The organism is Pseudomonas sp. IT-P218 (genome assembly GCF_949767605.1).
Taxonomy (GTDB): Bacteria; Pseudomonadota; Gammaproteobacteria; order Pseudomonadales; family Pseudomonadaceae; genus Aquipseudomonas; species Aquipseudomonas putida_AE.
Genome location: NZ_CATKQQ010000055.1, coordinates 65207 through 81688 on the forward strand (window position 1 = coordinate 65207; position 16482 = coordinate 81688).

The following is a 16482-nucleotide window of genomic DNA, read 5'->3' on the forward strand; positions in this document are numbered from 1 at the left end:
TCACCAGGCGGGGCTTTTCATTAGCCGAGGAAATCAGACGAGAGGTTTAGGCTCGTGCTCTTTTTCCTGGGCTTGCTCGTGTTGCACAACCGCTTCCTGAACGGAGCGAGGCGCTTCGGCGATTACCGATTCAGCCTGCTCGGCAGCGACTTCGGCAGCCGGGGCAGGAGCTGCCTCGACCACTTCGGCAGCAACCGGCGCTGGCTCGTCAGCGACAACCGGAGCAGCAGCGGCCGCCAATTCGGCTTCGCGCTGCAGACGCTCTTCTTCACGCTTGCGGCGTCGCACTTCACGTGGGTCGTTCGGCGCACGGCCACTTGGCGTCAGGGCGCTGACAGGGGGCGTTTCGACCACTGGAGCGGCAACTTCGGCAACTTCGGCAACAACCGGCGCTTCAACCACTGGAGCAGGCTCGGCAGCCGCGACAACCGGCTCGGAGACTACCGGTTCAGCCACTTCGGCTTCAGCAGCTGGTGCCGGAGCAGGCGTTTCGACTACAGCTGGCTCGGCAACCCAGTTGAACGCGGTTTGCTCTTCGCGAACTTCACGAACGGCTTCGGTCACGGTTTCAGTGACGGTCTCGACAACCGGTTCTGCAGCTACGGCTGGCTCAGCGGCAGCTTCAACCACTGGCTGTGCTTCTGGCGCTGCTGCCACTTCGATTTCCGGCGAGGCGGTGACTTCGACCGGCGTCGTCGCTTCCACGACTGGTGCTTCGACCTGAGCCGATTCCAGGGTGGCGGCAGTGGCGCGTTCGGCTTGCTCGTTGGCCTGTGCTTCGGCCGGAGCGCTGATCACGCTGCTGGCAACGGCGGCGGTAACCGCCAGGCCGGCGGCCAGGTCAGCAGTGCTTGGCGCTTCATTGCTTTCGCCGGCTTCGGACTCATCCGAACCCTCGATCACGTTGCCGTTGGCATCACGCTGACGCTCGCGACGGTTGCTGCGACGACGCTGGCCACGGGAGCGGCGGCGTGGACGGTCGCCTTCGGCGCCCTCCTGACCGTCTTCCTGCAGTTGCTCTTCGTTGCCGGTCAGCTCTTCTTCAACAACGGCTGGCGCTTGTTCGGCACGAGGTTGACGTTCTTCACGCGGTGGGCGTGGAGCGCGTTCTTCCCGTGGCGGGCGGGCCGGGCGTTCTTCAGTGGCAGCAGCCGGAGTAGCAGCGGCAGCGGCAGCGGCTGGAGCGACGGCGTCCAGAGGCTCACGCAGTTCACGCACACGCTCTTCACGCTCGCCACGTGGCTTGCGATCTTCGCGTGGGGCGCGGGGAGCACGTTCTTCACGTGGCGCACGCGGTGCGCGTTCTTCGCGGGCTACGGCCGGGGTATCTTCGCGGGTTTCGCGAGGCTCACGGACTTCGCGAGGCTGACGCTCTTCGCGCGGTTCGCGTGGTGCACGCTCTTCACGAGGTGCGCGCTCTTCACGTGGCTTGCGCTCTTCATCGCGGCGACCGTTACGGTTGCGGCTCTGCTGGCGGCCGTTGCGACGCTCTTCGTTGCTACGGGCCGGACGCTCGGTGGCAGCCGGTTTCTCGACCACGGCCGGAGCGACAGGCTCTTCCTTGGTGGCGAACAGGCTGACCAGCGACTTCACCAGGCCTTTGAACAGGCTTGGCTCGGGTACGGCGACAGGTGCGGCAACCGGAGCGGCGACGACTTCGGTCGGAACCGGAGCATTGGCGCGGGCTGGAGCTGTCTTGACCGCGGCTTCCTGGCGAACCAGGGTGCGGGTCGCGGCAGCGGGTTGCACTTCTTCCACTTCGGCAGCGGCAGCGGCGATTTCGTAGCTGGACTGGTTGATCGCGGCTTCCGGGCTGTCATCGCGCAGGCGCTGCACTTCGAAGTGCGGCGTTTCGAGGTGATCGTTCGGCAGGATGACGATGCGGGCACGGGTGCGCAGTTCGATCTTGGTGATCGAGTTGCGTTTTTCGTTGAGCAGGAACGCGGCCACCGGAATCGGCACTTGTGCACGAACTTCGGCGGTACGGTCTTTCAGGGCTTCTTCTTCGATCAGGCGCAGGATCGCCAGGGACAGCGATTCAACGTCACGGATGATGCCGGTGCCGTTGCAACGCGGGCAAACGATGCCGCTGCTTTCACCCAGGGATGGACGCAGGCGCTGACGGGACATTTCCAGCAGGCCGAAGCGCGAGATGCGACCGACTTGCACGCGAGCGCGGTCGGCTTCCAGGCATTCGCGGACTTTTTCTTCCACGGCGCGCTGGTTCTTGGCCGGGGTCATGTCGATGAAGTCGATGACGATCAGGCCGCCGATGTCGCGCAGGCGCAACTGACGGGCGATTTCTTCGGCGGCTTCAAGGTTGGTCTGCAGGGCGGTTTCTTCGATATCGCTGCCTTTGGTGGCGCGGGCCGAGTTGATGTCGATGGACACCAGGGCTTCGGTCGGGTCGATAACGATGGAACCACCGGAAGGCAGTTCGACCACGCGCTGGAAGGCGGTTTCGATCTGGCTTTCGATCTGGAAGCGGTTGAACAGCGGAACGCTGTCTTCGTACAGCTTGATCTTGCTGGCGTACTGCGGCATCACCTGGCGGATGAAGGTCAGGGCTTCGTCCTGGGCTTCAACGCTGTCGATCAGCACTTCGCCGATGTCCTGGCGCAGGTAATCGCGGATCGCGCGGATGATCACGTTGCTTTCCTGGTAGATCAGGAAAGGCGCGGAACGATCCAGCGAAGCTTCTTTGATGGCGGTCCAGAGTTGCAGCAGGTAGTCGAGGTCCCACTGCATTTCTTCGCTGCTGCGGCCCAGGCCGGCAGTGCGCACGATCAGGCCCATGTCGGCCGGTGCAACCAGGCCGTTCAGCGCTTCACGCAGTTCGTTGCGCTCTTCACCTTCAATGCGACGGGAGATACCGCCGGCACGCGGGTTGTTCGGCATCAGCACCAGGTAACGACCGGCCAGGCTGATGAAGGTGGTCAGGGCCGCGCCCTTGTTGCCACGTTCTTCTTTTTCGACCTGAACGATGACTTCCTGGCCTTCGCTCAGGACGTCCTTGATGTTGACGCGGCCTTCAGGGGCTTTCTTGAAGTATTCGCGGGAGATTTCTTTGAGGGGCAGGAAGCCGTGGCGCTCAGAGCCGAAATCGACAAAGGCAGCCTCAAGGCTTGGTTCGATGCGAGTAATCCGGCCTTTATAGATGTTGGCCTTCTTCTGCTCGCGTGCACCGGATTCGATGTCCAGGTCGTAGAGGCGTTGGCCATCTACCAGTGCAACACGCAACTCTTCGGGTTGAGTTGCGTTAATCAGCATTCTTTTCATGTAGTACCGTCGGTTTCCGGGCTGCCGGAAACGGCGTTCGGCACACACGACTTCTCATGGTCGGTGTCAGGTGCGTCGGGAGTGGTTGGCCATTCCCGTGTCCAGCGAAGTCCGGCCAATGTGGGCCTTCATCGCGACGTACGCGTCCTGCTTGCTGTGGCTACTTAAGCACTCAGTCAGGAGGAGGAATCAACCGGCGGCTGTGGACGAGATGAAGCGTCTTGATAAAGCCTATTGCTACACAGGCCAGCGGTTGTGCATCTCCACCCTACACGTATCCCTGATAATTCGGGTGCTGCCGCGCGCAGAATCCGCAGCGGGTTGGCATTTACCGTGAGCTCCGAAAGGGGAGGGTCACGCATCATGGCTAATTTAGGCGTTGTTTCCGTAGCATTCGCTCGGGGTCATTCGCAGCTGACTGCACTTTGTGAACTGGCCGTGAATATTCACTCGCAGGACGAGTCAAAACTCTGTTCTGCGGCTTGATTCAGGCCTCATGTCACCTGCGCTTGTTACACCTGCAAACTCCACCGTTACGTAGCGAAAGCCCCGTAGGACGGCCTCGCGTCCTGGTGAATTGCGTTGGTCAGGGCCGGTTTTTGACCGTTGGTCCGCTGTCCAGGCCGCTTTTGGCGGCGTTCGCGACTATAGCAGCAATGATTAAGTGCTTCAATTCCATAAAAAATTGTTATCATCCGCGGCATGACGACGACTACCCCCCCGACTCCAGGCGTACAACTGCTTGAGGTCTCGCCGGAATATGCCGGCCAACGTATTGACAACTTTCTTCTCGCTCGGCTCAAAGGCGTGCCCAAGACCTTGATTTACCGCATTTTGCGCAAAGGCGAAGTGCGAGTGAACAAGGGCCGGATCAAGCCCGAATACAAGCTGCAGGCGGGCGATATCGTGCGCGTGCCGCCGGTTCGCGTGCCTGAACGCGACGAGCCGGTGCCGCTGGCCCAGGGGCTGCTGCAGCGCCTGGAAGCCTCGATTGTCTTCGAAGACAAGGCCCTGATCGTGATCAACAAGCCCGCCGGCATTGCGGTTCACGGCGGCAGCGGCCTGACGTTCGGGGTGATCGAAGCCTTTCGTCAGTTGCGCCCCGATTGCAAGGAGCTCGAGCTGGTTCACCGTCTCGACCGTGATACCTCCGGCTTGCTGATGATCGCCAAGAAGCGCAGCATGTTGCGCCACTTGCACACCGCGTTGCGCGGTGATGGTGTCGACAAGCGCTACATGGCGCTGGTGCGCGGTAACTGGGCGAGCTCGATCAAGCAAATCCGTGCGCCGCTTGGCAAAAGCAACCTGCGCTCTGGCGAGCGCATGGTCGAGGTCGACGAGGAGGAGGGCAAGGAGTCCGTGACCGTGTTCAAGGTCCTGCGCCGCTTCGGCGACTTCGCCACCCTGATCGAAGCCAAGCCGATTACCGGCCGCACTCACCAGATCCGTGTTCACACCCTGCACGCCGGGCATTGCATCGCTGGCGACAGCAAATATGGTGAGGAAGGTTTCAGCAAGGAAATCCGCGATCTGGGCGGCAAGCGCCTGTTCCTGCATGCCTACATGCTGACCGTGCCGTTGCCCGATGGCGGCGAGTTGAAGTTGCAGGCCCCGGTCGACGAGATGTGGGCCAAGACTGTGGAGCGTTTGAGTGCGCCCATCTGATTACAAGCTGCTGATTTTCGATTGGGACGGCACCTTGGCCGATTCCATTGGTCGGATTGTCGAGGCAATGCATGTGGCATCGCAGCGGTCCGGGTTTGCGCAGTGCGATGACTTTGCCGTCAAGGGCATCATCGGCCTGGGGCTGCCGGAGGCTATCCGTACCCTGTATCCCGAGATCGGCGAGGCCGAGTTGATTGCCTTCCGTCAGCACTACGCCGACCACTACATCGCCTCGGAGGCGGAGCCTTCGCCCTTGTTCGAGGGCGTGGTCGAGTCGCTCGAGGCGTTCCGTGCCCAGGGTTATCACCTGGCCGTGGCCACGGGCAAGGCCCGTCGCGGGCTGGATCGGGTGCTGAAGTCCCATGGGTGGGAAGATTACTTCGACATCACCCGTGCCGCCGACGAGACGGCCAGCAAGCCCCATCCGTTGATGCTGGAGCAGATACTTGCCCATTGCGAGGTGCGTGCGGACCAGGCGCTGATGGTGGGTGATTCGTCCTTCGACTTGCAGATGGCACGCAATGCCGGCATGGATTCGGTGGCGGTCAGCTACGGCGCGCAATCGATCGAAGCGCTGAAGCTGTTCGAACCGCGACTGACCATCGATCGTTTTTCACAATTGCACGACTGGCTGGGCCAGCGGGCTTAATACGTTATTGCTGGGGTAGATGGCATGGCCGACGAATGGAAAGCGCCCGCCAAGGCGAGTGCAGAGAGCGGTGACGAAAAAAGCTGGAAGCTGCTGGAAAAGACCCTGCTGGCCGGTGTGCAGGAGCAGCGTCGCTCCCGGCGCTGGGGGATTTTCTTCAAGTTGCTGACCTTCGTGTACCTGTTTGTCGCGCTGGCGCTGTTTACGCCGCTGATGGACATGGAGAAGGCCGCTACCCGCAGTGGCAATTACACCGCGTTGATCGACATCACCGGCATGATCGCCGACAAGGAACCGGCCAGCGCCGATAATATTGTCGGCAGCCTGCGGGCCGCTTTCGAAGACGAAAAGGTCAAGGGCGTCATCCTGCGTATCAACAGCCCTGGCGGCAGTCCGGTGCAGTCGGGCTACGTCTATGACGAGATCCGCCGTCTGCGTGGCCTGCATCCGGATACGAAGCTCTACGCAGTGATTTCCGACCTGGGTGCTTCCGGTGCGTATTACATTGCCAGTGCGGCGGACCAGATCTATGCCGACAAGGCGAGCCTGGTGGGTTCCATTGGGGTTACGGCGGCTGGTTATGGCTTCGTCGGCACCATGGAGAAGCTGGGTGTGGAGCGTCGCACCTACACCTCGGGCGAGCACAAGTCATTCCTCGATCCGTTCCAGCCGCAGAAGCCTGAAGAAACGGCGTTCTGGCAGGGCGTGTTGGATACCACTCACAAACAGTTCATCAACAGCGTCAAGCAGGGTCGTGGCGACCGCCTGAAAGACAAAGAGCATCCGGAGCTGTATTCCGGGCTGGTCTGGTCGGGTGAGCAGGCGCTGCCGCTGGGATTGATCGATGGCCTGGGCAGTGCCAGTTCGGTGGCTCGCGATGTGGTCGGCGAAAAAGAACTGGTGGACTTCACCGTTCAGGAATCGCCATTCGACCGCTTCTCGAAAAAGCTCGGTGCCAGCGTGGCTGAGCATTTGGCGATGTGGATGGGGTTTAACGGTCCGTCGCTGCGCTAAGCCGATTTAAACATCAAAAGATCGCAGCCTGCGGCAGCTCCTACAAGGTTATGTGTACACCTGTAGGAGCTGCCGAAGGCTGCGATCTTTTGCTTTCAAGGGACTTTCACACCCTCTGCCAGCAGCATATCCACCAGGCGAATCAGCGGCAGGCCTACCAGGCTGGTAGCATCAGGCCCTTCAGTGCTTTGAAACAGGCTCACCCCCAAACCCTCGGCCTTGAAGCTGCCAGCGCAATCGTAGGGTTGTTCGGCGCGCAGATAGCGTTCGATGCGTTCGCTGTCGAGTGTTCGCATGTGTACCGTGAACGGCACGCAGTCGACCTGACAGTGGCCGGTCTGGCTGTTCAGCAGGGCGAGCCCGGTCAGAAACGTCACGCTGGCGCCGCTGGAGGCCAGGAGCTGCTCGCGGGCTTTTTCGAAGGTGTGGGGCTTGCCGATAATTTGCTCGCCCAGCACCGCGACCTGGTCGGAGCCGATAATCAGATGAGCGGTATGGCTGGCGGCCAGTGCCCGCGCTTTCTGTTCGGCGAGGCGTTTGACCAGCTCGATGGCGGATTCGCCAGGGCGGTGGCTTTCGTCGATATCCGGCGAGCTGCAGCTGAATGGCAGCTGCAGGCGGGCCAGCAAATCCCGGCGATAGACCGAGCTGGAAGCGAGTAATAAAGGCAGCATGGGCAACTCCAAATGACTGGCGCGAATTCTAGCGAGGCTTCCAAGTGACGGACAGGGCTGAATTTCCTTTGACATGGGCGGGTGCATCCCTATAATGCTGCGCCTATGTTGAATGACCCGATTCCACCTCACGTTGACCCGCGCAAATTGGCTGATCGTGGCACCACCCTCCAGGGTGAAATGCTGCTGGCCGATTTGAAGAGACTCTGCGACCCGCTTTCCGACAATGTCGGTACGGTGCAGGCTAAATTCGTTTTTGAACGAGATGAACGTAAATCTGTGGTCATCCACAGCTTTATCGACACCGAAGTCAAAATGGTTTGCCAGCGTTGTCTTGAGCTGGTCACCCTGCCGATCCATAGCGAATGCAGTTACGCTGTGGTGAAGGAGGGTGCGAATACCCAGTCGTTACCGAAAGGTTATGACGTGCTGGAACTGGGCGAAGATCCATTGGATCTGCAGTCACTGATCGAGGAGGAGCTTCTGCTCGCCTTGCCCATTGTGCCTGCTCATCATCCGGAAGAATGCCAGCAGCCGGCGGGAGCAGATGAGCCCGAACCGAGCGAGGACGAGGTAACGCGGTCCAACCCGTTCAGTGTATTGGCGCAGTTAAAGCGTGACCCAAACGTTTAGGAGTTAATCAATTATGGCTGTTCAGCAGAACAAAAAATCCCGCTCTGCCCGTGACATGCGCCGTTCGCACGACGCTCTCGAGGCTAGCACCCTGTCTGTAGAAAAAACCACTGGTGAAGTTCACCTGCGTCACCACGTATCGCCAGAAGGCGTATACCGTGGTCGTAAAGTGATCGACAAGGGCGCTGACGAGTAATCACTTGTCCGCTCAAGTCATCGCGATTGACGCAATGGGCGGGGACTTCGGTCCCCGCAGCATTGTCCAGGCCAGCCTTGCTTGCCTGTCTGCCACGCCCTCGCTGCACCTGACCCTCGTCGGTCAACCCTCCCTCCTTGAAGAGCTGATCGCTGACCAACCGGCTGTGGATCGCGCGCGCCTGTCGATTGCTGCAGCGTCCGAAGTCATCGCCATGGACGAAAAGCCGACCCAGGCCCTGCGTGGCAAGCCCGACTCGTCGATGCGCGTGGCCCTTGAATTGCTGCGCGACGGCAAGGTCCAGGCCTGTGTCAGTGCCGGCAATACCGGGGCGCTGATGGCGTTGTCGCGCTTTGTGCTCAAGACCTTGCCGGGCATCGATCGGCCGGCCATGGTGGCGGCGATCCCGACGCAGAAAGGTTACTGCCAATTGCTCGACCTGGGCGCCAATGTCGATTGCAGCGCCGAGCATCTGTTGCAGTTCGCGGTGATGGGTTCCGTCGCGGCGGAGACTCTGGGCATCGTGCGCCCGCGCGTGGCCCTGCTGAACATCGGCACCGAAGACATCAAGGGCAATCAGCAGGTCAAGTTGGCTGCAACCCTGTTGCAAAGTGCCCGTGGCATCAACTACATCGGTTTTGTCGAGGGTGACGGGTTGTACCGTGGTGAAGCGGACGTCGTGGTCTGTGATGGTTTTGTCGGCAACATCCTGCTCAAGTCCAGCGAGGGCCTGGCCACGATGATTGCCGGGCGCATCGAGGCGTTGTTCAAGAAAAGCCTGCCATCGCGCATGGTCGGAGCCTTGGCCTTGCCACTGATGAAGCGCCTGCAGGCCGACCTGGCACCCGCACGGCATAACGGCGCGAGCTTCCTCGGGTTGCAGGGTATCGTGGTTAAAAGCCACGGATCTGCGGGGGTGCAGGGCTTCCAGAGTGCGATTTCCCGCGCCTTGATCGAGATCCAGGAAAACCTGCCGGAACGCATCCACGGTCGTCTGGAGGATTTGTTGCTTTAGGCGTTTTCGTCGGACAATGCTTAAATGTGACCGCTTGGGCTATTTGGCCATCCAACTGTCAGTTTCTTGCGTCCCCCGAGTGGGGCGCCAATTCTCCGACGACCAGATCATTAGGGGCTTGTTACATGTCTGCTTCCCTCGCATTCGTCTTTCCGGGACAGGGTTCGCAGTCCCTCGGCATGCTGGCCGAGTTGGGCGCGCAACACCCGGTCGTCCTCGACACCTTCAAAGAAGCTTCCGATGCCCTCGGTTATGACCTGTGGGCCCTGACCCAACAAGGGCCGGAAGAGCAACTCAACCAGACCGATAAAACCCAACCGGCGATCCTCACCGCTTCGATCGCCCTGTGGCGTCTGTGGCTGGCTGAAGGCGGCGCGCGTCCGGCTTATGTCGCCGGTCACAGCCTGGGCGAATACAGCGCCCTGGTGGCGGCTGGCAGCCTGAGCCTGGCGGACGCGGTGAAGCTCGTCGAGCGCCGTGGCCAGCTGATGCAGGAAGCCGTTCCGGCCGGGCAGGGCGGCATGGCTGCGATCCTCGGCCTGGAAGACGCCGACGTACTGGCTGCCTGTGCCGAAGCGGCGCAGGGCGAAGTGGTCAGCGCGGTCAACTTCAACTCCCCGGGTCAAGTGGTCATTGCCGGTGCGAAGGCTGCGGTCGAGCGTGCCATCGAAGGTTGCAAGGCCCGTGGCGCCAAGCGTGCCATGCCGTTGCCGGTCAGCGTGCCGTCGCACTGCGAACTGATGCGTCCGGCGGCCGAGCGTTTCGCCGAGTCGATCGCGGCGATCGATTGGCAGGCCCCGCAGATCCCGGTGGTACAGAACGTCAGCGCCCAGGTGCCGGCGGATCTGGAAACCCTCAAGCGTGATCTGCTCGAGCAACTGTACAAGCCAGTACGCTGGGTAGAATCCGTGCAGACCCTGGCCGCCAAAGGCGCGACCAATCTTGTCGAATGCGGCCCGGGCAAAGTACTGGCCGGTCTGAACAAGCGCTGCGCCGAAGGCGTATCGACTTCCAATCTCAACACCCCAGACGCTTTCGCTGCCGCCCGTGCAGCGCTGGCCTGAATCAGGAGAAGCTTGCATGAGTCTGCAAGGTAAAGTTGCACTGGTCACCGGTGCGAGCCGCGGTATCGGCCAGGCCATCGCCCTGGAACTGGGTCGTCAGGGCGCCATCGTTGTCGGCACCGCGACCTCCGCCTCGGGTGCCGAGCGCATTGCCGCCACCCTGAAGGAAAACGGCATTCAGGGCACTGGCCTTGAGCTCAATGTCACCAGCGACGAGTCCGTGGCGGCTGTCCTGGCGAGCATCCAGGCGCAGTTCGGTGCGCCGGCGATCCTGGTCAACAATGCCGGCATCACCCGCGATAACCTGATGATGCGGATGAAAGACGACGAGTGGCATAGCGTGGTCGATACCAACCTGAACAGTCTGTTCCGCCTGTCCAAGGGCGTTTTGCGCGGTATGACCAAGGCCCGTTGGGGACGAATTATCAGTATTGGCTCGGTTGTGGGTGCCATGGGCAACGCAGGCCAAGTAAACTACGCTGCCGCCAAGGCCGGCCTGGAAGGTTTCAGCCGCTCTCTGGCGCGTGAAGTCGGTTCGCGTTCGATTACGGTAAACTCGGTGACCCCAGGGTTCATCGATACCGATATGACCCGCGAACTGCCCGAGGCACAGCGTGAAGCCTTGCAGACGCAGATTCCGCTGGGTCGTCTGGGGCAAGCTCAAGAGATCGCGTCTGTGGTCGCTTTTCTTGCGTCGGACGGTGCGGCTTACGTTACTGGGGCTACAATCCCGGTGAACGGCGGGATGTACATGAGTTAAATGTGACGGATCGTTTCAAAAAAATGTCATACGAGCTGTCTAAAATCCGTTATAAAGCTGCAATCTATTTATAGGCAGCGGGTCGCCGGGTTTGAGGAGTGAAGCTTTCAGTTGAAAAGCTGAAAAGTCTTTCTATACACTTACCCACTGGCCAGCTGCCTGAATTTGTCCATTAGGAGTGAAAACAAGGTATGAGCACCATCGAAGAGCGCGTCAAGAAAATCGTTGCCGAGCAACTGGGCGTTAAAGAAGAAGAAGTGGTCAACACTGCTTCCTTCGTTGAAGACCTGGGTGCTGACTCCCTTGACACCGTTGAGCTGGTGATGGCTCTGGAAGAGGAATTCGAGACCGAAATCCCTGACGAAGAAGCTGAGAAGATCACTACTGTACAAGCTGCAATCGACTACGTTACTGCCCACCAGGCGTAATAGTTTGTAATCGTTGCTCGCTGTCATGGAAAAACCGCACTGCCATCATGGCGTGCGGTTTTTTCTTTAGGCCTGATGCAAAGTCGTCATTTGAAAAAAGGAGAGTGCTGTGTCGCGTAGACGCGTCGTAGTCACCGGTATGGGTATGTTGTCGCCACTGGGCACTGATGTGCCGAGCAGCTGGCAGGGCATTCTGGCTGGCCGCAGTGGCATTGGTCTGATCGAACACACCGACCTTTCTGCCTATTCCACTCGTTTTGGCGGCTCGGTAAAGGGCTTCAATGTCGAGGAATACCTGTCGCTCAAGGAAGCGCGCAAGCTCGACCTGTTCATTCAGTACGGTCTGGCCGCAGGTTTCCAGGCAGTGCGCAATGCCGGCCTTGAAGTCACCGACGCCAACCGTGAGCGCATCGGCGTGGCCATGGGTTCGGGTATCGGTGGGCTGACCAACATCGAAGAAACCAGCCGCACCTTGCATGAGACCGGCCCGCGACGAATTTCTCCGTTCTTCGTGCCTGGCTCGATCATCAACATGATTTCCGGTTTCCTGTCCATCCACCTGGGGGCACAGGGGCCTAACTATGCCATCGCCACGGCGTGTACCACCGGTACGCACTGCATCGGCATGGCTGCGCGCAACATCATGTACGACGAAGCCGACGTGATGATCGCCGGTGGCGCCGAAATGGCCGCCTGCGGCCTGGGCATGGGCGGTTTTGGCGCCTCCCGCGCACTGTCGACCCGCAACGACGAGCCGACCCGCGCCAGCCGTCCATGGGACAAGGGCCGTGATGGCTTCGTACTGTCCAATGGCGCCGGTGCGCTGGTCCTGGAAGAGCTGGAACACGCCAAGGCCCGCGGCGCGACCATCTATGCCGAACTGATCGGTTTCGGCACCAGTGGCGACGCCTACCATATGACTTCGCCACCCGCCGATGGTGCCGGGGCTGCGCGCTGCATCACCAATGCGCTGCGTGACGCCAGGATCAATGGCGATCAGGTGCAGTACATCAATGCCCACGGCACCTCGACGCCGGCTGGCGACCTCGCGGAAGTCAATGCGATCAAGTCGGTGTTCGGCGAGCACGCCTACAAGATGGCCGTCAGTTCGACCAAGTCGATGACCGGGCATTTGCTGGGCGCGGCGGGCGCGGTGGAGGCGATCTTCAGCGTGCTGGCGATCAACAGCCAGGTGGCGCCACCGACCATCAACCTCGACGAGCCGGACGAAGGCTGCGACCTCGATTTCGTGCCGCACACCGCGCGCAACATGGATATCGATGTGGTCCTGTCCAACTCCTTCGGTTTTGGCGGTACCAACGGCTCGCTGGTGTTCCGCCGGTTCGCAGGTTGATGGACAGCTGGGTCGACGGTCAGCCGGCTGACGCATTGTCGCTGAAGGATCGCGGCCTGGCCTACGGCGACGGTCTGTTCGAGACCATCGCCGTGCATGATGGCTTTCCGGTCCTGCTGGATCGTCATCTGGTGCGGCTGGCCAGGGGCTGCCGGCGGTTGGCGATCAATCTTGATCAGGGTGTCGTGGTCGCGGAATTGTTGACCTATGCCGAGCAGCTGAACGAAGGCGTAATCAAGCTGATCGTTACCCGCGGCGACAGCCTGCGCGGTTACGCTTTCGATCCTTCGGCCCAGGCCCGTCGTATCCTGTCGGGTAATCCTCCTGCGGCTTACCCGCACGCCCATGCAGAGCAGGGCATACGCCTGTTCCCGTGCACCACACGCCTTTCCTTGCAACCTCTTCTCGCAGGGCTCAAGCACCTGAATCGTCTTGAGCAGGTGATGGCGCGCGCCGAATGGCAGGATACCGAACATGCCGAAGGCTTGATGCTCGATCAGGCCGGTCGCGTGATCGAGGGCGTTTTCAGCAACCTGTTCCTGGTGCGTGACGGCGTGTTGATCACCGCGGATTTGAGCTGCTGCGGCGTAGAAGGTGTGATGCGTGCCGAGTTGTTGTCTCAGGCCGAATCGTTGGGCATCCCCATACAAATCACCGATATCACGCTTGAGCAGCTGCAAGACGCTGACGAAGTCTTTGTCTGCAACAGCGTGTATGGCGTTTGGCCGGTGCGCGCCTATGCAGCACTGAGCTGGCCGGTTGGGCCGCTCACCCGTAAACTCCAAACCATTGCCCGCGCGCTACTGGATGCTTGATACGTGAGACGTAAACTCTTGCTGCTGCTGGAAACCGGACTGGTTCTGGCGGGGCTGACGTTAGGTGCTTCTGCCTGGAAAATTCATTCGGCGCTGGTGCAGCCGCTGAATATCACACAGGAAGAACTGCTTGAGGTGCCCAAGGGCACCACCCCGAACCGCACTTTCCTGCGCATGGAAGCCGATGGCGTCATCAAGGACTCCTTCTGGCTGCGCGTCTATTGGCGCTTCAACTTGCCGAAACAGCCGTTGCACAGCGGCGAGTACCGCATGACGCCGGGTATGACCGTCGAAGGCCTGATCGATCTGTGGAAGCGCGGGGAAATGGTGCAGTACAGCCTGACCCTGGTCGAAGGCTGGAATTTCCACCAGGTCCGTGCGGCCCTGGCCAAGGAAGAAAAACTCGAGCAAACCCTGAACGGCTTGAGCGACAGTCAGGTCATGGACAAACTCGGCCACAACGGGATTTTTCCTGAAGGGCGATTCTTTCCCGACACTTACCGCTTCGTGCGCGGTATGTCCGACACCGAGCTGCTGAAAACCGCTTACGACCGCCTCGACGAAGTGCTGGCCAAGGAGTGGAACCAGCGGGCGGCCGACCTGCCTTACTCCGGCCCGTATGAAGCCCTGATCATGGCCTCGCTGGTGGAGAAGGAAACCGGCGTGCCGCAGGAACGCGGGCAGATTGCCGGGGTGTTCGTGCGTCGCATGGCGATCGGCATGCTGTTGCAAACCGACCCGACGGTGATCTACGGCCTGGGTGACCGCTACAACGGCAAGCTGACCCGCGCCCATCTGAAGGAAGCGACCCCTTACAACACCTACATGATCGCCGGACTGCCGCCGACCCCGATTGCCATGGTCGGCCGCGAAGCCATCCATGCGGCGCTCAATCCGGTGGAGGGCAGCAGCCTTTACTTCGTGGCTCGCGGCGATGGCAGCCATGTGTTCTCCGATGACCTGGACGCGCACAACAACGCCGTGCGAGAGTTCCAGCTCAAACGTCGCGCCGATTACCGTTCCAGCCCGGCGCCGGCGACCGCGCCAGAAACGCCCGAAGCGCCGGATACCCAGGTGCCGCCAGCCGAGACGGCGCAACCTGAGGCTACTGAGGCTACTGAGGTTCCCGAGGCCCAGCCCCCTGTCCCGGCGGCTTCACCCGACCCGGCGCCCGAGGCTGCACCTCCCGTGCAAGAGCCTGCGCCTGAACCTGCAGTTGCTCCGCAGGCGCCCCCGGAGCCTGAACCACAACCGAATGCAACAACACCGCAAAGCCCGCAATGAATCTGACTAAGGACTGCCTGTGACTGGCTTGTTTATTACGCTGGAAGGCCCGGAAGGCGCCGGCAAGAGCACCAATCGCGAATACCTGGCCGAACGCCTGCGTGCGGCCGGTATCGAGGTGGTGCTGACCCGCGAACCGGGTGGCACGCCACTGGCCGAACGCATCCGCGAAGTATTGTTGGCGCCGATCGAAGAAGTCATGAACCCGGACACCGAGCTGTTGCTGGTGTTCGCCGCGCGCGCCCAGCACCTGGCCGAAGTCATTCGCCCGGCGCTGGCCCGTGGTGCCGTGGTGTTGTGTGATCGCTTCACCGATTCGACCTACGCCTACCAGGGCGGTGGTCGTGGCCTGTCCCTGGAGCGTATCGAGACCCTGGAAAGCTTTGTTCAGGGCGACCTGCGTCCCGACCTGACCTTGATTTTCGACTTGCCGGTGGAGGTGGGCCTGGCGCGCGCCAGTGCCCGCGGACGCCTGGATCGTTTCGAGCTGGAAGGCCGGACCTTTTTCGATGCCGTGCGCGGTGCTTTCCTCAAGCGCGCGGCGGCGCAGCCTGCGCGTTACGTGCTGATCGACGCCGCGCAGCCATTGGCGCAGGTTCAGCAATCCCTGGATGCCTTGCTGCCACGCCTGCTGGAGTTGAGCCGTGGCTGACGCCTATCCGTGGCAGGACAGTCTCTGGCAGCAACTGGCCGGTCGTGCGCAACACGCCCACGCTTATTTGCTGCATGGCCCGGCCGGGATCGGCAAGCGGGCGCTGGCCGAACGCTTGATGGCCAACCTGCTGTGCCAGCGCCCGACCGCCCAGGGCGCTTGTGGCGAATGCAAGTCGTGCCTGTTGCTCAAGGCCGGCAGTCATCCCGATAACTACATCCTGGAGCCGGAAGAGGCCGACAAGGCGATCAAGGTCGACCAGGTGCGCGACCTGGTGAGTTTCGTGGTGCAGACCGCACAGCTGGGTGGACGCAAGGTGGTGCTGATCGAGCCGGTCGAGTCGATGAACATCAACGCCGCCAACGCCTTGCTCAAAAGCCTCGAAGAGCCGTCCGGCGACACCGTGTTGCTGTTGGTCAGCCATCAACCCAGTCGTCTGTTGGCGACGATCAAGAGCCGCTGTGTGCAGCAGGCCTGTCCGCTGCCGGGCGAGGCCATGAGCCTGGACTGGCTGGCCAGGGCCTTGCCCGATTGTTCACAGGAAGAACGCGTCGAATTGCTGACCCTGGCCGCCGGTTCACCGCTGGCCGCCGTCAACCTGCAGGCCCAGGGCGTGCGCGAGCAGCGCGCGCAAGTGGTCGATGGGGTGAAGAAATTGCTCAAGCAGCAACAGTCGCCGACGCAGCTGGCCGAGGGCTGGAATGCGATTCCGTTGTTGCTGCTGTTCGACTGGTTCTGTGACTGGTCGAGCCTGATCCTGCGTTATCAGCTGACCCAGGATGAAGAAGGCCTGGGGCTGATGGACATGCGCAAGGTGATTCAGTACCTGGCGCAAAAAACCGCGCAGGACAAAGTCCTGAATATCCAGGACTGGATCCTCGCCCAACGGCAGAAAGTGTTGAGCAAAGCCAACCTCAACCGGGTGCTGTTGCTGGAGGCGTTGCTGGTGCAATGGGCGACTTTGCCTACCCAGAGGTAACCGTCTGCGCCTAGACTCCAG

At 61.1% G+C, this 16482-nt stretch carries 16 protein-coding genes; 14 read left to right on the plus strand and 2 right to left on the minus strand.

Features of this window, described 5'->3' with window-relative positions:
- Positions 1–33: 33 nt before the first annotated feature.
- Positions 34–3279: a ribonuclease E gene (gene rne, locus ACM6I6_RS22980; RefSeq protein ID WP_414920756.1), complete on the minus strand. Its 3246-nt coding sequence runs from the start codon at positions 3277–3279 to the stop codon at positions 34–36.
- Between the two features lie 702 nt (positions 3280–3981).
- Between rne and rluC the strand changes: the two genes are divergently transcribed.
- The 3 genes from rluC to ACM6I6_RS22995 are packed head-to-tail and all read left to right on the plus strand — an operon-like array spanning position 3982 to position 6607.
- Positions 3982–4944, plus strand: coding sequence for a 23S rRNA pseudouridine(955/2504/2580) synthase RluC (rluC, locus tag ACM6I6_RS22985; RefSeq protein ID WP_274072956.1), 963 nt, complete (start codon positions 3982–3984; stop codon positions 4942–4944).
- On the plus strand, positions 4931–5593 hold the full coding sequence (locus ACM6I6_RS22990; RefSeq protein WP_323628412.1) for an HAD-IA family hydrolase: 663 nt from the start codon (positions 4931–4933) through the stop codon (positions 5591–5593). The genes rluC and ACM6I6_RS22990 overlap by 14 nt, the downstream gene beginning before the upstream one ends.
- Before the next feature lie 24 nt (positions 5594–5617).
- Positions 5618–6607, plus strand: coding sequence for a S49 family peptidase (locus tag ACM6I6_RS22995; RefSeq protein ID WP_274072958.1), 990 nt, complete (start codon positions 5618–5620; stop codon positions 6605–6607).
- Between the two features lie 95 nt (positions 6608–6702).
- Here the strand turns inward: ACM6I6_RS22995 and ACM6I6_RS23000 are convergent, their stop codons facing one another.
- Positions 6703–7281, minus strand: coding sequence for a Maf family protein (locus ACM6I6_RS23000; protein ID WP_414920757.1), 579 nt, complete (start codon positions 7279–7281; stop codon positions 6703–6705).
- A gap of 105 nt (positions 7282–7386) precedes the next feature.
- Here ACM6I6_RS23000 and ACM6I6_RS23005 point away from each other — a divergent pair, with 105 nt between their 5' ends.
- From ACM6I6_RS23005 to ACM6I6_RS23055, 11 genes are all read left to right on the plus strand, one after another.
- Positions 7387–7914 (plus strand): YceD family protein, encoded by a 528-nt coding sequence (locus ACM6I6_RS23005; protein WP_008066540.1) that lies wholly within the window; start codon positions 7387–7389, stop codon positions 7912–7914.
- Between the two features lie 13 nt (positions 7915–7927).
- Complete coding sequence (rpmF, locus tag ACM6I6_RS23010) at positions 7928–8110, plus strand: 50S ribosomal protein L32 (protein ID WP_003179396.1); 183 nt, start codon at positions 7928–7930, stop codon at positions 8108–8110.
- 4 nt (positions 8111–8114) lie between these two features.
- A complete protein-coding gene (gene plsX, locus ACM6I6_RS23015; RefSeq protein WP_414920758.1) occupies positions 8115–9125 on the plus strand; it encodes a phosphate acyltransferase PlsX in 1011 nt (336 codons plus the stop codon).
- 125 nt (positions 9126–9250) lie between these two features.
- Positions 9251–10189, plus strand: coding sequence for an ACP S-malonyltransferase (gene fabD, locus ACM6I6_RS23020; protein ID WP_033043587.1), 939 nt, complete (start codon positions 9251–9253; stop codon positions 10187–10189).
- 16 nt (positions 10190–10205) lie between these two features.
- Positions 10206–10949: a 3-oxoacyl-ACP reductase FabG gene (gene fabG / locus ACM6I6_RS23025; RefSeq protein WP_274072961.1), complete on the plus strand. Its 744-nt coding sequence runs from the start codon at positions 10206–10208 to the stop codon at positions 10947–10949.
- A 191-nt stretch (positions 10950–11140) separates the two neighbouring features.
- Positions 11141–11377 (plus strand): acyl carrier protein, encoded by a 237-nt coding sequence (gene acpP / locus ACM6I6_RS23030; RefSeq protein ID WP_007987170.1) that lies wholly within the window; start codon positions 11141–11143, stop codon positions 11375–11377.
- A 109-nt stretch (positions 11378–11486) separates the two neighbouring features.
- Positions 11487–12731, plus strand: a complete 1245-nt coding sequence (gene fabF, locus ACM6I6_RS23035; RefSeq protein ID WP_077185643.1) for a beta-ketoacyl-ACP synthase II — start codon at positions 11487–11489, stop codon at positions 12729–12731.
- A complete protein-coding gene (pabC, locus tag ACM6I6_RS23040) occupies positions 12731–13546 on the plus strand; it encodes an aminodeoxychorismate lyase (protein ID WP_414920759.1) in 816 nt (271 codons plus the stop codon). The genes fabF and pabC overlap by 1 nt, the downstream gene beginning before the upstream one ends.
- Positions 13547–13549: 3 nt before the next feature.
- Entirely contained in the window at positions 13550–14830 is a 1281-nt protein-coding gene (gene mltG, locus ACM6I6_RS23045; protein WP_406591466.1) for an endolytic transglycosylase MltG, read from the plus strand.
- A 19-nt stretch (positions 14831–14849) separates the two neighbouring features.
- On the plus strand, positions 14850–15482 hold the full coding sequence (gene tmk / locus ACM6I6_RS23050) for a dTMP kinase (protein WP_274072964.1): 633 nt from the start codon (positions 14850–14852) through the stop codon (positions 15480–15482).
- Positions 15475–16461: a DNA polymerase III subunit delta' gene (locus tag ACM6I6_RS23055; protein WP_414920760.1), complete on the plus strand. Its 987-nt coding sequence runs from the start codon at positions 15475–15477 to the stop codon at positions 16459–16461. Before tmk ends, ACM6I6_RS23055 begins: the two co-directional genes overlap by 8 nt.
- Positions 16462–16482 lie beyond the last annotated feature (21 nt).